We start from the raw sequence: 14473 nt of genomic DNA on the forward strand, positions 1-14473 counted from the left end.
CAAAAATTCCAGGAGGGTATTTTTATGGAAAAATCGGAGAGTACAAATTTCGTTCAGATTAATAACGTGCATCAAATTTTCGGATCGGGGAAGGCCCGTTACTATGCGTTAGCCGGGATAGATTTGAATATAGCGCAAGGCGAATTCGTGAGCATTATAGGCCATTCCGGATGCGGTAAATCCACTCTATTGAATCTAGTCGCGGGTTTAATAACTCCGACTTCAGGAAAAGTTGCCGTGGATGGTGTTGCCGTTACGAAACCCGGCTTGGATCGCGCCGTGGTTTTTCAATCACACTCCTTACTTCCTTGGTTAACGGTTGAAGAGAATGTGAGAGTAGCGGTGGACAGCGTATATCCGGATCGCGATAAGGGGTTCAGAAAAGCGGAGACTCTGAAGTTCGTAGAAATGGTCAATCTCTCCGCGCATTCTAAGAAGAAACCTTCGGAAATTTCCGGCGGTATGAAGCAACGGGTAGGGATCGCTAGAGCTTTTGCTACAAATCCGAAGGTCCTCTTATTGGATGAACCGTTCGGAGCTTTGGATGCGTTGACTAGAGGAAAAATGCAGGACGAGCTAAGTTCAATTTGGGAACAATTCCGCAAGACCGTGATTATGATCACTCACGATATTGATGAGGCGCTTTATTTGTCGGATAGAATTATTTTGATGTCCAACGGGCCTAAGGCGACTATCAATAGGATTTTGAACGTTCGCTTTCCCCGAAAAAGGGATAGGGAATCGATATTAGAGGACCCGTCTTATAACGAATTGAGAAAAGAAATGCTTCACTATCTAATCCAAGCTAGTCATCACGACTCGGTTGCGTAGCTCTCGTTTCAGTCGGATTTACTTTAAGTAAAGTCTTTTGCTGTATGCGAGAGATACGGTGGAATGATATGAGACATGAATTTATATTAGGCGGATCATTTTAAGATCGAGTCGATATTCAATTTCTTTCTATAATTGAATCCGTAGTATTCTATCAAATCCAGTTCAAGTTCGTTATTAAATCGAATTACTTCTTTCGTAGATTCCTCCAGCAAGTTTACGGAAGTTCCTTTATCGTTTGAGGTTAATTCTTTTTGTAATTCCCAGAAGTAGCGGCCGTTTTGACCCCCGCTCTTTTTGGATCCTTGTTTGCCGTAAAGACTTCTGTTGCGTATCGATAAAAGTAATGGATTCATCCGAATCGATAATTTAATCCGTTTCAGTTCGTAGGCAGATTCGTTCTCATCCGAGGAAAGATTTTGCGGCTTCGATCTACTTAAAATGCCCGGTAGCATCCTCGAGATATCATCGTAAATATTGAATGAAGATAATATCCAGCTATTTAAATTCAGCGCTCTGAGAGAACTCGGATTCGACTTATACTCTGTCCATGCCTCTTCGATTAAATCGGAGTGGAGATAAAAGTAGTATAGAATCTCATAGTCGCTTTTTTCTTTCATGTTTTGTTTTTTTCAAACGAAGAATTTTGCTCATTCATTCCGTTTAGAAAGGAAAATGCAACCTCCAGCTCTAGACTTAAATCGACATATTGCAATCTAAAACTCTATCTAACGATATCGGAAAACGAACGCCATCGGAACCTGTCTGAATTTTAGAAATGACTGCATTCGATAAAGGTCTTTTTCGACAAAAAAAGATTTCTGGAAATTGGAAAGCAGGATTGGTGCCAATTCGTATGAAAAAAATTAGGAATAGGACTAGTTTTTTTATTAGGTAGAATGTTTCGAAAATCAACGTAAATCCTCGGGGCGAAGCAAGTGATTTGAGAGAAATTAAGCATTCGCTTACTTCATTCGAGATTATATAAACCTTGAATCGTATACGTGTATGAAATTTATACAAATCGTTTGGTATATAGTGAGAATAGGTACTTGGATTCCTATAAGGAATCGAAAATTTTTACTCTGGACCTAGTTTCTTGCCAGAATCGAGCGTTTTCAGATAGACTGGCGTGATATTTGCATGAATTTACCTGTATGCAAATTCAAGAGTCGTATAAGACCACTTGTTCCTATTGCGGCGTTGGTTGCGGAGTTCTTGTTCGTAAATCCGGTCCGCTGGATTTTACGGTTCAAGGTGATCCGGATCATCCCACGAATCGGGGCGAGCTTTGTTCTAAAGGGATGAATCTGCATTATTCGGCCATGGATCGAACGGACCGATTACTTTTTCCCATGGTTCGCCGGGACCGCTTTTCTCCATTAGAAAGAACGACCTGGAACTCCGCATTGAACAAAACGGCCGCCGAATTCAAGAAATATATAAAAGAATTCGGACCGGACTCGGTAGGCTTTTACGTATCCGGGCAACTGCTCACGGAAGAATATTATATTATAAATAAGTTAATAAAGGGATTTATAGGAACGAATAATATCGATACTAATTCTAGATTATGCATGAGTTCGGCGGTTTCCGGTTATAAGATGGCGTTCGGAGAGGATAGCGTTCCGGTTAGTTACGACGATATAGAGTCGGCGGATTGTTTTTTAATTGCTGGAGCAAATCCGGCCTGGTGCCATCCGGTTGTTTTTAGAAGAATCGAAGCCAAAAAGAAGAGCGATGCGAGTATAAAGGTCATCGTAATCGATCCAAGACGAACCGAAACATGCGAGAGCGCGGATATCCATCTACAGATTCATCCCGGAACGGACATCTACTTGTTCCATGCGATTGCAAGAATCTTAATAGAGAAGAACTGGATTGATCTGGAATTTATCGTTTATCACACGGAAGGATTCGACGAGTTCAAAGACAAAGTATTTGAAAAAAGCCTTGAGGAAGTCTCGGAGATTTGCGGAGTTCCCTCCCAGCTTATATATCAGACTGCCGAGGCGATCAGTCGCTCGAAAGGATTCTTATCCTTATGGGCAATGGGATTGAATCAAAGCGTCGTCGGTGTGAATAAAAATCTCGCTTTAATTAATCTTTCTTTAATTACGGGTAAGATAGGAAAACCGGGATCGGGGCCGTTTTCGTTGACGGGTCAACCGAATGCGATGGGTGGAAGAGAGGTCGGAGGATTATGCAATTTATTGCCGGCGCACCGGGAGTTGAACAATCCGGACCATCGAAAAGAAGTTGCGGAATTTTGGGGAGTCGACTCCATTCCCGCCGAGCCCGGTTTTAGCGCCGTCGAAATGTTCGATAGCTTAAAGTCGGGAAAGATGAAGGCTGTATGGATCGTTTGTACGAATCCGACGGTAAGTCTTCCTGATGCAAGGGCTGTCGAGTCCGCGCTCAGATCCGCCGAATTCGTGGTTGTGCAAGATATTTCCAAGGATTCCGCAGCGGTGCCTTTTGCCGACGTAGTGCTTCCGGCGGCCGGGTGGGGCGAAAAAGAAGGTACGATGACTAGCTCCGACCGTCGAATTTCTTATCTTCCGAAATTTATGGACCCGCCCGGCGAGGCGATGGGCGATGCCTGGATCATTCGTGAATTCGCCAAAAAAATGGGTTTCGAATCTTTCTTTTCCTACAAGAACGAAGAGGAAATTTTTTTAGAACACTGTCGCTTAACAACTGGGACTAAGATCGATATTGCCGGATTAGATTATCAGGAAATTCGGAATCTTCGGGTCGCGCAGTGGCCTTATCCTTCAAAGGGCTATTCGGGCAGCCCTAGATTATTCGAGGACAAAATCTTCTATAGACCTGGAGGAAAGGCGAAAATTCACGCGGTCAGTTTCGAGGACGATTCAGAAAAACCGAATATTGAATATCCGTTAATCCTGACTACGGGTAGGATTCGAGACCAGTGGCATTCGATGACCCGGACCGGAAAAGTACGAAAACTACGGGAGCATAGAAGAGAACCGAACCTGGAAATACATCCTTCCGACGCATTGAAATACGGAATTAAGGAAGGTACGATAGTCGACGTAATCAATTCCCGAGGAACCGTCAGAACGAAGGCGAATCTGACGAAGTCAATCAAACCCGGCGTCGTATTTTTACCGATGCATTGGGGGAAAAAAAGCGGCTCGGATCAACCGCGATCGAATAATCTCACCAGTCCGGCATTCGATCCCCAGTCGAAGCAACCCGGTTTCAAAATTGCAGCCGTTAAGGTCCTTCCCTATAAAAAACCGAAGGAGAAGATCCTGATCGTCGGGGGAGGGAGCGCCACATTAGCCTTCTTAAAACATTATAAAGCTATGGCTCCTCACGACGAGATTACCGTAATTTGCCGAGAGGCGGATCCGTTTTATAATAGGGTTCTATTGCCGGATTATATCGGGGGGGAAAAGGAATTCGAGGAACTCCTACCGAGCGATCAGGAGGAAATTCTCTCCTGGAATCTGAACATGATTCCGAACACGTCGGTTACTAAGATTTATATCGAGGGAAAGAAAGTTCGGGATTCCAACGATGAATTACATTCCTATAATAAACTAGTGTTAGCTCTCGGGAGTTCTGCGATAAAATCTTCGCTGGTTCCTTCGACGATGACCGGAATTTTCAGTCTTCGAAGTAAATTCGACGCGGATAGGATTCGCAATTATTTCGTACCGGGGACTTGGGCGCTGATCGTTGGAGGCGGTCTACTCGGCTTAGAAATAGCGTCCGTTCTAGTTTCGGCAGGTATTCGTGTAACGCTAGTCGTTAGAACGAATAGATTGATGTCGAAGAAATTGGATTTAATGGGAAGCGAACTTTTACGGGAAGAAATCGAAGCTCGTGGAATAGAACTTATCTTCGATGCCGAAATTTCCAAATTGGAGGGAACCGAAAGAATTTCCAAAGTAAAGTTGACTAACGGCAAAGTCCTTAATCCTGACGGTATCATTTATGCGATCGGCACTAAACCGAATTTTGAAATTGCAAAAGAGAGCGGTTTGGTCTGCGGGAACGGAGTGGTCGTGGATGCTTTTCTCAGGTCCAGTGATCCGGATATTTACTCGATCGGTGAGATGGCCGAACACGAAAATGAAAGTTACGGAACCGTATCGGCGGTCGAAGATCAGGCAAAAATAGCGGCTCAGCATATCTTCGGATATTCTTTCGACGAATACGAAGGATCTCTCCATACCTATCTACTTAAAGTTTCGGGGTTGGAACTCGTTTCGGTGAGATTGCCGAATACTCCCTTCGAAATAAAGGCGGAGGATAAGGACGAGTTCGAAGAGATTACCTTTATAGATCGTAAGAAACGAATTTATAAAAAATGCATTATCAGAAACGATCGTCTTGTTGCCGCCATTTTGATCGGAGACACTTCCGAATTCCTTAAATTTAAAGAGTGGATCGCCTCGCATATCGAGCTCGGGGAAAAAAGGAAAAAACTCTTTTTGGGAGGGGAGTTTACTAAGCCGTTATTAGGAAAAGTCGTTTGCTCTTGCAACGGTGTCGGAGACGGGAATATCTTGGAAGCCATTTATGAGGGCGAGCACACTTTATCCGGAATCGGTAAGCGAACCGGAGCAGGGACAGGTTGTGGAAGTTGCCGTTCGGAAATCTCCAATCTTTTAAAAAGCGTTATACAAAAAGTATAGCGAGAATCAGAGTGAAGGAAATTTCCCGCCGTTTTTATCTATATCGAATCGATTAAGTCGTCATTTAAATCGGCTTTCTATTTTAAGCGACTACCGATTTGAGTAAATTTCTTTCCTTTAGTTCCTTCATTTCAAGATAAAAGCGAACTACTTCGCCGACGACGATCAAAGCGGGTGATTGAATTTTCTCGCTCTCTACCTTTTCAAGAATACTGTCCAGGTTCCCGATAACAATCCTTTCCGACGGTAGCGTGGCGTTCTCGATAATCGCGACCGGCGTCGATTCGGAATTTCCTCCATCTAAAAGCTGATCCACGATTGTTCCGAGGGAATTCAATCCCATATAGACGATTATGGTTTTATCTTTGCATATTAGATTGCGGAATCCCGTAGAGTTTTGACCTTCCTTTCTATGTCCGGACAAAAAAACGATCTCCCCTGCGTAGTCCCGATGAGTTAAAGGGAATCCGAGATGTGCGGCGATAGCCGACCCTGTCGTAATTCCCGCAACGATTTCACATTCAAATCCTCGAGAAATCAGATATGCATACTCTTCTCCCACTCGACCGAATATGGAGGGATCTCCACCTTTCAAGCGAACCACAACAGCATAGTGCCGGGCCGCATCCGCTATTTTAGCGTTAATTTCGTCTTGAGCGCAACTGTGTTGCCCAAGTCGCTTACCGACATAGATTAATTCCGTATTCTTCCTACAAATATGTAAAACTTTAGGTGATACTAAATCGTCGTATAAAACTACCTGTGCCTTGCGAAGAATCCTGATCGCCTTAACGGTCAGAAGTTCCGGATCTCCAGGGCCTGCACCGACGAGAAAAATTTTTCCGGTATCTGCGGGAGTTTCGAATCCAAGGGCGCTCATGTTTCCACCGTCCTATGTTCATCGGTCATACGTGCATCGATTTCGATGTAAACTAATCCTTCCTCGATGATGACCGGATAGGTTCGTACTTTGTAAGCTTCGCCGGATAGGCACTCTCCGGTTTTTAGAGAGAAATTACGTTTATGTAAAGGACATGCGACTTTAGGTTCTCCGGCCGTATCTCCGATCAAACCTCTCGCCAGTACCATATCACCCGTATGTGGACAGGAGTTATCGCAGGCAAACCATTCGTTCCTTGAACTAAAATGGAAAACTGCAATCTGTTGATCGCCGACTTTTGCGCAGGTGCCGCCGTCCTCGGGAAATTCCGATACGGGCGCTACCAAAAACCAAATCTTTTCCGCTATCGTTGTTTTCATCGTTCTCTCCTACTTAACCGCAGTTAAATCCAAATTTCGACGACTGACCGGGCGTTTTTGTCCCCGCTCTTCGACGAACCTGACGGAAGAATCCGAATTTTGGCTATTCACAAAATGTTTGAATTTCTTCTGTTTTTCCTGATCTTCTACCACGTCCTTCCATTCGCAAACGTAGGTATCGACTAGGGCTTCCATCTCCGATTCCAATTGGGAATTTATTCCCAATCGATCGTTGATAATGACATCCTTCAAATAATCGATTCCTCCTTCCAACTGCTCAAGCCATGTCGAAGTGCGCATGAGTTTGTCTGCAGTTCGGATATAGAACATTAGAAAACGATCGATGTAACGAAGACAAGTGTCCTCGTCCAAATCTTCGGCGAATAGAATTGCGTGCTTCGGGTTCACACCGCCGTTCCCGCCTACATATAAATTCCAACCTTTCTCGGTAGCGATGACCCCGAAATCTTTTCCTCTAGCTTCGGCACATTCGCGAATGCATCCCGAAACGGCGGACTTAATTTTATGCGGGGCACGGATCCCTCGGTACCGCTCTTCTATTCTTATTGCGAAGGCCGTACTATCCTGAACTCCGTATCGGCACCATGTGGAACCGACGCAGCTTTTCACGGTCCGCATCGCTTTGCCGTACGCATGTCCGCTTTCAAAACCTTTTTCAACGAGGTCCTTCCAGATCTCCGGAAGTTGATCCATTTTGGCTCCGAGTAAATCGATTCTTTGTCCGCCGGTTATCTTGCAATAGAGATCGTATTTTTTGGCGATTTCGCCGATTTGAATTAATTTTTCGGGAGTGATTTCGCCGCCGGGAATTCTCGGTACGATGGAGTAAGTTCCTCCCTTTTGGATATTCGCGAGATATTTATCGTTCGTGTCTTGGATTTCCCTATGCTTTAATATAGGTTCATTCCAGACACTCGCAAGAATGGAGGCTACCGCGGGTTTACATATCTCGCAACCGTTCCCTTTGCCTACCTCTTTAATAACGTCCGTAAACGATTTTAGATTTTTTACTTTAATGATTTGGAATAGTTCCTGGCGAGAATATTTAAAATGCTCGCAAACATGTTCGGTAATGACCTTCCCTTGCGCCTTTAGTTCCGTCTTAAGAATCGAATTGACTTGAGGAATGCATCCTCCGCAACCCGTCCCCGCTTTCGAGCATTCTTTTAAGGAACCTATGTCGGTGCAGTTTTTCTCCCGAATCGCACGTAAGATATCTCCTTTTGAAACGTTATTGCAGGAGCATATCTTCGCTTCTTCGGGGAGTGAATCCGCGCCAAAGAGATTCTCGGACGATACGGAACCTACGATTAGGGTCTCGGGTTCCTCGGGTAATTCCATTCTGTTTAAGTACAGAGAAAGAAGATTACCGTAAGCTTTTACGTCTCCGACCAAGATTCCACCCAATAGCCGCTTCCCGTCAAGGGATATTACGAGTTTCTTATATACACCGCTTCGTGGATTTTTGAAGACGATAGGAATATGTTCCGCTTGACCGAGGGCGTCCCCGAAGGATGCAACATCCACTCCGATCAATTTTAGCTTGGTCGAAAGGTCGGAACCGGAATAAGATTTAGGAGTATGGTGAGGACTGCAAAGATTGTACGCTAATGCTTCGGCCATTTCATATCCGGGAGCTACTAACCCATAGATGAAATTCCGATGTAAAGCCACTTCACCGATAGCATAAACTCCGTACACGTTCGTCCTTAACTCATCGTCGATGATGATGCCACCGCGCTCGCCGGCAATGATTCCGGACTTGCGAGCGAGTTCATCTCTCGGCCGAATCCCTGCGGAAACCACTAACATATCGATTTCAAGAGAGGTACCGTCTATAAACTTCAATTCCTTAATCGCGAGTTCGCCCGTCGCTTTTTCCGTCTGTTTTTCGAGATGGATCGTAACTCCGAGTTCTTCGATCCTTTGCTTTAATATAGAGGAGGCGGCATCATCCAACTGTCTCGGCATAAGCCTGGTTGCGAATTCGACCACATGCGTATCCTTGCCCATATCGACCAAGGCCTTTGCCGCCTCTAACCCGAGCAATCCCCCGCCTAAAACCGCGGCTTTTTTAATTCCCTTGCCGTATTCGAGAATTTTTTCCAAGTCCTCGATCGTTCTATAAACGAAAATACCCTTCTTATCGATTCCCTCGAAGTTGGGAACAAACGGAGCGGATCCGGTGGCGAATACGAGTTCGTCGAATTGCAGCTCGGTTCCCGAGGAAGTAGTGACGAATCGGCGAACGATATCGATGGAAGTCGCCGGTTCCGAAAGCAATAAGCGTATTCCATTTGCGCGATACCAATCGGCTTTGCATAAATACAAGTCTTCCACCGATCGATTCGAAAAATATTCCGAAAGATGCACTCGATCGTAGGCGCGCCTCGGCTCTTCGCCGAGAATCGTAATCTCGAATTTATCCGCTCCTCCGAATTCGACCAGCTTTTCCGCAAAGCGATGGCCGACCATCCCGTTTCCAATAATTACTAACTTCCGTTTATTCATATTATATTTCCTTAGAGTACTAAACTATTACTTTATAAAAGTTTAAACTCCTTCGAGTCCGAGTTCCGTTTGATTAGAATCCGCTTTTTTCCAAATCAGAAGGTTCGTAAAAAATACCAAAGCCGCCGAGGATATCGTTATTAAGGCCAAGATTACGAATCCGGTCGCAAAACTGCCGGAAACGGATTTTAAGGATCCGAGTAAGTTCGGAACTAAAAATCCCCCCAAGCCGCCGAATGCACCCACGAAGCCCGTTACTACGCCGATATCTTTTTTGAAACGCAATGGAACGAGTTGAAAGACCGAGCCGTTCCCTAAGCCAAGACAAGCCATTAATCCGATAAACAATGGAAGCGTAATATTGACCGGAAAAAGGTATGATATACCGATCAATATTACGCTTAAAGTGAGGAGAACTAGGCTGAGAACGTTTACCCCGCCGAATTTATCGGATAAGTAACCGCCGACGGGGCGGAGCATACTTGCGCCGATAATGCAGTAGGAAGTATAGAGGCCTGTGGTAACTTTTTCGATACCGTATTGGTCGTAAAAGAAAATGGGTAGGAAGCTCGCTATCCCTACAAAGCCGCCAAAAGTCACGCTGTATAATAAGCAGAAAGTAATGGCGTCCCTTGACTTGATAGGAGCAAAATATTCCAAAATTCCTTTTCGATTGATGGTTCCCGGGCAATCTTTTGCGGTAAAAAGAAAGAATAGGAACACGATACTCATCGGTATTATCGCCAAACCGAATACCGAATGCCAGCCATACGCTTTGGCTAAACTCGGAGCAAATAAGGTCGCCAGGACGGATCCGCTGTTTCCTGCTCCCGCAATGCCCATTACTAAACCTTGGTATTTAGCGGGATACCAACGACTTGCGAGAGGGAGGGCAACCGCAAAACTCGCTCCAGCGACGCCTAGTAATAGGCCGATGCAAACGACTTCCGGCATCGATTTTGCCGATAGCCATCCCCAAACGAGAGGGATCATCGTGACTGCCATACCGGAAAGGGCTACTTTTTTGGAACCGAATCGATCGGACAGTAGGCCCATCGGAATTCTTAATAGCGTTCCTCCTAATAAAGGAATAGAAACCATCAAACCTTTCTGAGCTGGCCCTAATCCGAATTCTTCCGATAGAAAAATTCCTAAGGCCGCTAATAGCATCCAAATCATAAAGCTAAAATCGAAGTAAAGAAAGGAGCTGACCAAAGTCGGAAAATGTCCTGCTCGTAGGAATTGTTGTAATTTTTGCATATCGTAGAACCCTCTTGTATTAAAAAAATTCGGTGCTTGCTTATCTATAAGCATAAATTGTGCCAATGTTAAAAATAAAGAATAAAAAACCGCATGTTGCAGGACTCCCGGGTCGCTCGTGCGCGATTTAAGCGGTAGGGAAGAGGCTAATTCCTTTAAATTTCAGCGTTGCCCTAGAAAGAAGAGGGGAATTTACCGCATATTGCTAGATAACGCTTAAAATATGTACAATACGGTTTTTAAATAAGCCATAATTTAAGTCCTAAGGCGGTCGCCGCCCCGGGTTCTGGGCTGCATTATTCGGTATAGAGTCAGCAGTTTGGAAAATGGCAAGAAAATGAAAATAAAATAGAAATATATCTAAATTAGGTATAGAAATTGCATTTAACGATTTGTGGCCGAAACTGAATCCTATCAAACAACATGTTCCTATTGCGGAGTAGGCTGTGGAATAATCGTTCAAAAGAGCGGTCCGAATGAAATAAGCGTAATGGGTGATCCGGAGCATCCTGCAAACAAGGGGATGCTTTGCTCGAAAGGGTTGAATTTGCATTATACCGCGATGGATCTCTCGGATCGTTTACTCCATCCGATGGTAAGAAAAGACAGAAATTCGAATCTAGAGCAAACCTCTTGGGACTCCGCTCTCTCCGGCATTGCGACCAGATTTCGCAAGATAATCGCGGAGCACGGCCCGGACTCGGTTGGATTCTACGTCTCAGGACAGCTATTAACCGAAGAATATTATATTATAAATAAGTTAACTAAAGGATTTTTGGGCACCAATAATATCGATACGAATTCCCGGCTTTGTATGAGTTCGGCTGTCGTAGGTTATAAAATGGCGTTAGGGGAAGATAGCGTTCCGATAAGTTACGACGATATCGAATTAGCCGACTGCTTTCTGATAGCCGGAGCGAATCCTGCCTGGTGTCATCCCATCCTGTTTCGGAGGATAGAGGCTAGAAAAAAGTCGGATCCATCCGTAAAGACGATCGTAGTCGACCCTCGAAAAACGGAAACTTCCGAGGACGCCGATTTACATCTTCAAATTCGCCCTGGTTCGGACATATCTTTGTTCCACGCGATCGCCAGAGTCCTGATCGAGAACGAATGGATCGATCATCAGTTTATTCTTCAGCATACCGAAGGTTTTGAAGAGCTGAAGTCGAGAGTCTTCGAATCGACTTTAGATGAGGCCGCGGAGGCTTGCGGTATCCCGCCCGAGCAAATCGTGGAAGCCGCCGGACTGATTGCGCGATCTCGAGGCTTCCTTTCTCTTTGGGCTATGGGATTGAATCAGAGTGTCGTCGGCGTAAATAAGAATCTGGCTTTATTGAATCTTTCGCTGATAACGGGCAAAATCGGTAAACCCGGATCGGGCCCCTTTTCATTAACCGGGCAACCGAATGCCATGGGCGGAAGAGAGGTAGGAGGTCTTTGTAATTTGTTGCCTGCCCATCGAAATTTAAACGATCCTGAACATAGGAGGGAAGTAGCGGATTTTTGGGGAGTCCCCGATATTCAAAGTAAGCCGGGATTTAGCGCAACAGAAATGTTCGAAAATCTTCGAAACGGAAAGATGAAGGCGATTTGGATCGTTTGCACCAATCCGACAGTCAGTATGCCCGACGCTAGAGCCGTGGAAGCGGGCTTACGCGCATCCGAGTTAGTAATCGTTCAGGATATTTCGAAAAACTCCGGTGCAATTCCTTTTGCGGATTTTGTTTTACCCGCCGCAGGGTGGATCGAGAAGCAGGGCACGATGACTAACTCGGATCGCCGGATCACCTTTCTGCCCAAGATTATGGACCCGCCGGGTGAGGCAATCGCGGATACCTGGATTATTCGGGATTTTGCGCGCATAATGGGTTATACATCATCTTTTTCTTATGAATCGGAGGAGGACGTTTTTTTAGAGCATTCTCAGCTTACGAAAGGAACAAAGATCGATATATCGGGTTTGGATTATTCCATATTAAAGGAAAATCGTTCCGTTCAATGGCCCTATCCCCATAAAGATCACGGGGGTACTCCTCGTCTTTTTACGGATCATATATTTTACAGACCGGGTGGAAAGGCAAAATTTTCGGATGTGAAAACCGAGGATCCATCCGAAAAAACGACGCCGGAATATCCTTTAATACTTACCACCGGGCGAATTAGGGATCAATGGCATACGATGACTAAAACCGGAAAGGTGCGTAAATTAAAGGAACATCGAAAGGAGCCTAATTTAGAGATTCATCCGGACGATGCACGGGCTAGAAATATCTCCGATGGACAAGTCGTAGAGATAAAAAATAGCAGAGGCGGCGTTCGGGTAAAAGCGTTGATTACCGAATCAATCAAACAAGGCGTCGTCTTTTTACCTATGCATTGGGGAAGGATGAACGGTAATGACGAATCGAGAGCCAATAATCTTACCAGCTCCAATTATGACCCGTTTTCCAAACAACCCGGATTTAAGTTATCGGCAGTCGAAGTAAGACCTTATAAAAAAGTAAAAGAGAAAATTCTAATTATCGGAGGAGGAAACGGAAGCTTATCCTTCCTAAAACATTACAGAACCTTGGCCCCCGACGATGAAATTACGGTCATTTGCAAAGAGGAACACCCTTTTTATAATAGGATTCTATTGCCGGACTTAATCAGCGGGGAGAAAAATTTCACCCAATTGATGGGCGTGGAACCGGAAGAAATCGACTCTTGGAATATAAATTTGTTCTCCTCGACTTCCGTGCTCGAGATTTCTCGGGAAGGAAAGAAAGTAAAAGATTCGGAAGGAAATCTTCATTCGTATAATAAACTTATCATTGCGACGGGGAGCTCCCCTTCGATACCGAAATTCGTAAACCCGGATTCGGAAGGCGTCTTTAGTCTAAGAGCAAAGGAAGATGCGGAGAGAATCAAAGGTTTTTTCGTGCGAGATTCTCACGCATTAATCGTCGGAGGAGGTCTACTCGGATTGGAGTTGGGAGCGGCGCTTCGGGTCGTAGGCGTCAACGTAACGGTCTTAGTTAGGGCCGATCGATTGATGTCCAAGCAATTGGATAAGGTCGCTTGCGATATTCTGAAAGAAGAGATAGAGGCCAAAGGAATTCGAATTATTTTCAATGCGGAAATCTCTAAAATCGTGGGTGCCCCTAGAGTGGAGAGGGTAAAATTAAGCGACGGATCGACTCTGGAACCGGATGGCATCGTCTTTGCCGTGGGAACTTCTCCCAACTTGAAAGTAATCCAAGGAACCGATCTTAAAATAGGTTCCGGACTGAGAGTGAACGAGTATTTACAAACCAGCGATCCGGACATTTATGCGATCGGAGAAGTCGCCGAACACGAATCGGGAATGTACGGAACCGTCGCCGCGACGGAAGAGCAGGCTAGGATCGCCGCGAATCATATTTACGGGTATAAGGTAAATTCTTACTCCGGATCGTTGCATACGAATATTCTGAAAATCCCCGGGCTCGACTTGATCTCCCTAAGACTGCCGGAAGTGATCATGGAAAATGACGGTTCCGAATACGAAGAAATTATTTTTCTCGATCGCAAACGGAAAAAATATAAGAAATGCATTATAAAAGGAGATAAATTGGTCGGCGCGATTCTGATCGGTGATAAGAATAGATTTTCGGAATTCAAAGCATTGATCGCTTCGGGAATGGAACTAGGGGATAAGCGCGAATCGCTTTTGGGAGATTCCCGGCCTTTAAAACCGATAGAAGGTTCGCTTGTTTGCTCCTGTAACGGTGTCGGTAGCGGGAATATCGAAAACGAGATTCAAAAAGGAATTCTTACGCTGGAAGGAATCGGCATAAACACGGGTGCAGGGACGGGATGCGGAAGTTGCCGACCGGAAATTTCAAGAATCATTAAAGGGAAATCCTCCGTTATCTCTCCGGCGGTCGAGTAAA

General features: G+C 45.0%; 8 protein-coding genes. 3 read left to right on the plus strand and 5 right to left on the minus strand.

Annotation, left to right across the window (positions count from 1 at the left end; genetic code table 11):
* The first annotated feature begins 24 nt into the window (after positions 1 to 24).
* Positions 25 to 831 carry an ABC transporter ATP-binding protein gene (locus LEP1GSC047_RS13985; protein ID WP_020988952.1) on the plus strand — a complete coding sequence of 269 codons (807 nt, stop codon included), beginning with the start codon at positions 25 to 27 and terminating at the stop codon, positions 829 to 831.
* Positions 832 to 926: 95 nt separating this feature from the next.
* On the opposite strand, the gene LEP1GSC047_RS13990 is transcribed toward LEP1GSC047_RS13985, so the two are convergent.
* On the minus strand, positions 927 to 1451 hold the full coding sequence (locus tag LEP1GSC047_RS13990; RefSeq protein WP_010410132.1) for a hypothetical protein: 525 nt from the start codon (positions 1449 to 1451) through the stop codon (positions 927 to 929).
* Between the two features lie 537 nt (positions 1452 to 1988).
* On the opposite strand from LEP1GSC047_RS13990, the gene LEP1GSC047_RS14000 reads away from it, so the two are divergent.
* Positions 1989 to 5504, plus strand: coding sequence for a nitrate reductase (locus LEP1GSC047_RS14000; protein WP_010409367.1), 3516 nt, complete (start codon positions 1989 to 1991; stop codon positions 5502 to 5504).
* Between the two features lie 82 nt (positions 5505 to 5586).
* Here LEP1GSC047_RS14000 and cobA read toward each other — a convergent pair whose 3' ends face one another.
* From cobA to LEP1GSC047_RS14020, 4 genes are read right to left on the minus strand one after another with little or no spacing between them, the layout of a single operon-like run.
* On the minus strand, positions 5587 to 6384 hold the full coding sequence (gene cobA / locus LEP1GSC047_RS14005; RefSeq protein ID WP_010409368.1) for a uroporphyrinogen-III C-methyltransferase: 798 nt from the start codon (positions 6382 to 6384) through the stop codon (positions 5587 to 5589).
* Positions 6381 to 6764, minus strand: coding sequence for a nitrite reductase small subunit NirD (gene nirD / locus LEP1GSC047_RS14010; protein ID WP_010409369.1), 384 nt, complete (start codon positions 6762 to 6764; stop codon positions 6381 to 6383). Before nirD ends, cobA begins: the two co-directional genes overlap by 4 nt.
* Positions 6765 to 6773: 9 nt before the next feature.
* Positions 6774 to 9296 carry a nitrite reductase large subunit NirB gene (gene nirB, locus LEP1GSC047_RS14015; RefSeq protein WP_010409370.1) on the minus strand — a complete coding sequence of 841 codons (2523 nt, stop codon included), beginning with the start codon at positions 9294 to 9296 and terminating at the stop codon, positions 6774 to 6776.
* 42 nt (positions 9297 to 9338) lie between these two features.
* Positions 9339 to 10556: a nitrate/nitrite transporter gene (locus LEP1GSC047_RS14020; RefSeq protein ID WP_010409371.1), complete on the minus strand. Its 1218-nt coding sequence runs from the start codon at positions 10554 to 10556 to the stop codon at positions 9339 to 9341.
* Positions 10557 to 10950: 394 nt separating this feature from the next.
* On the opposite strand from LEP1GSC047_RS14020, the gene LEP1GSC047_RS14025 reads away from it, so the two are divergent.
* Positions 10951 to 14472 carry a molybdopterin-dependent oxidoreductase gene (locus tag LEP1GSC047_RS14025; protein ID WP_010409372.1) on the plus strand — a complete coding sequence of 1174 codons (3522 nt, stop codon included), beginning with the start codon at positions 10951 to 10953 and terminating at the stop codon, positions 14470 to 14472.
* Position 14473 lies beyond the last annotated feature (1 nt).

The organism is Leptospira inadai serovar Lyme str. 10, from assembly GCF_000243675.2.
Taxonomy (GTDB): Bacteria; Spirochaetota; Leptospiria; order Leptospirales; family Leptospiraceae; genus Leptospira_B; species Leptospira_B inadai.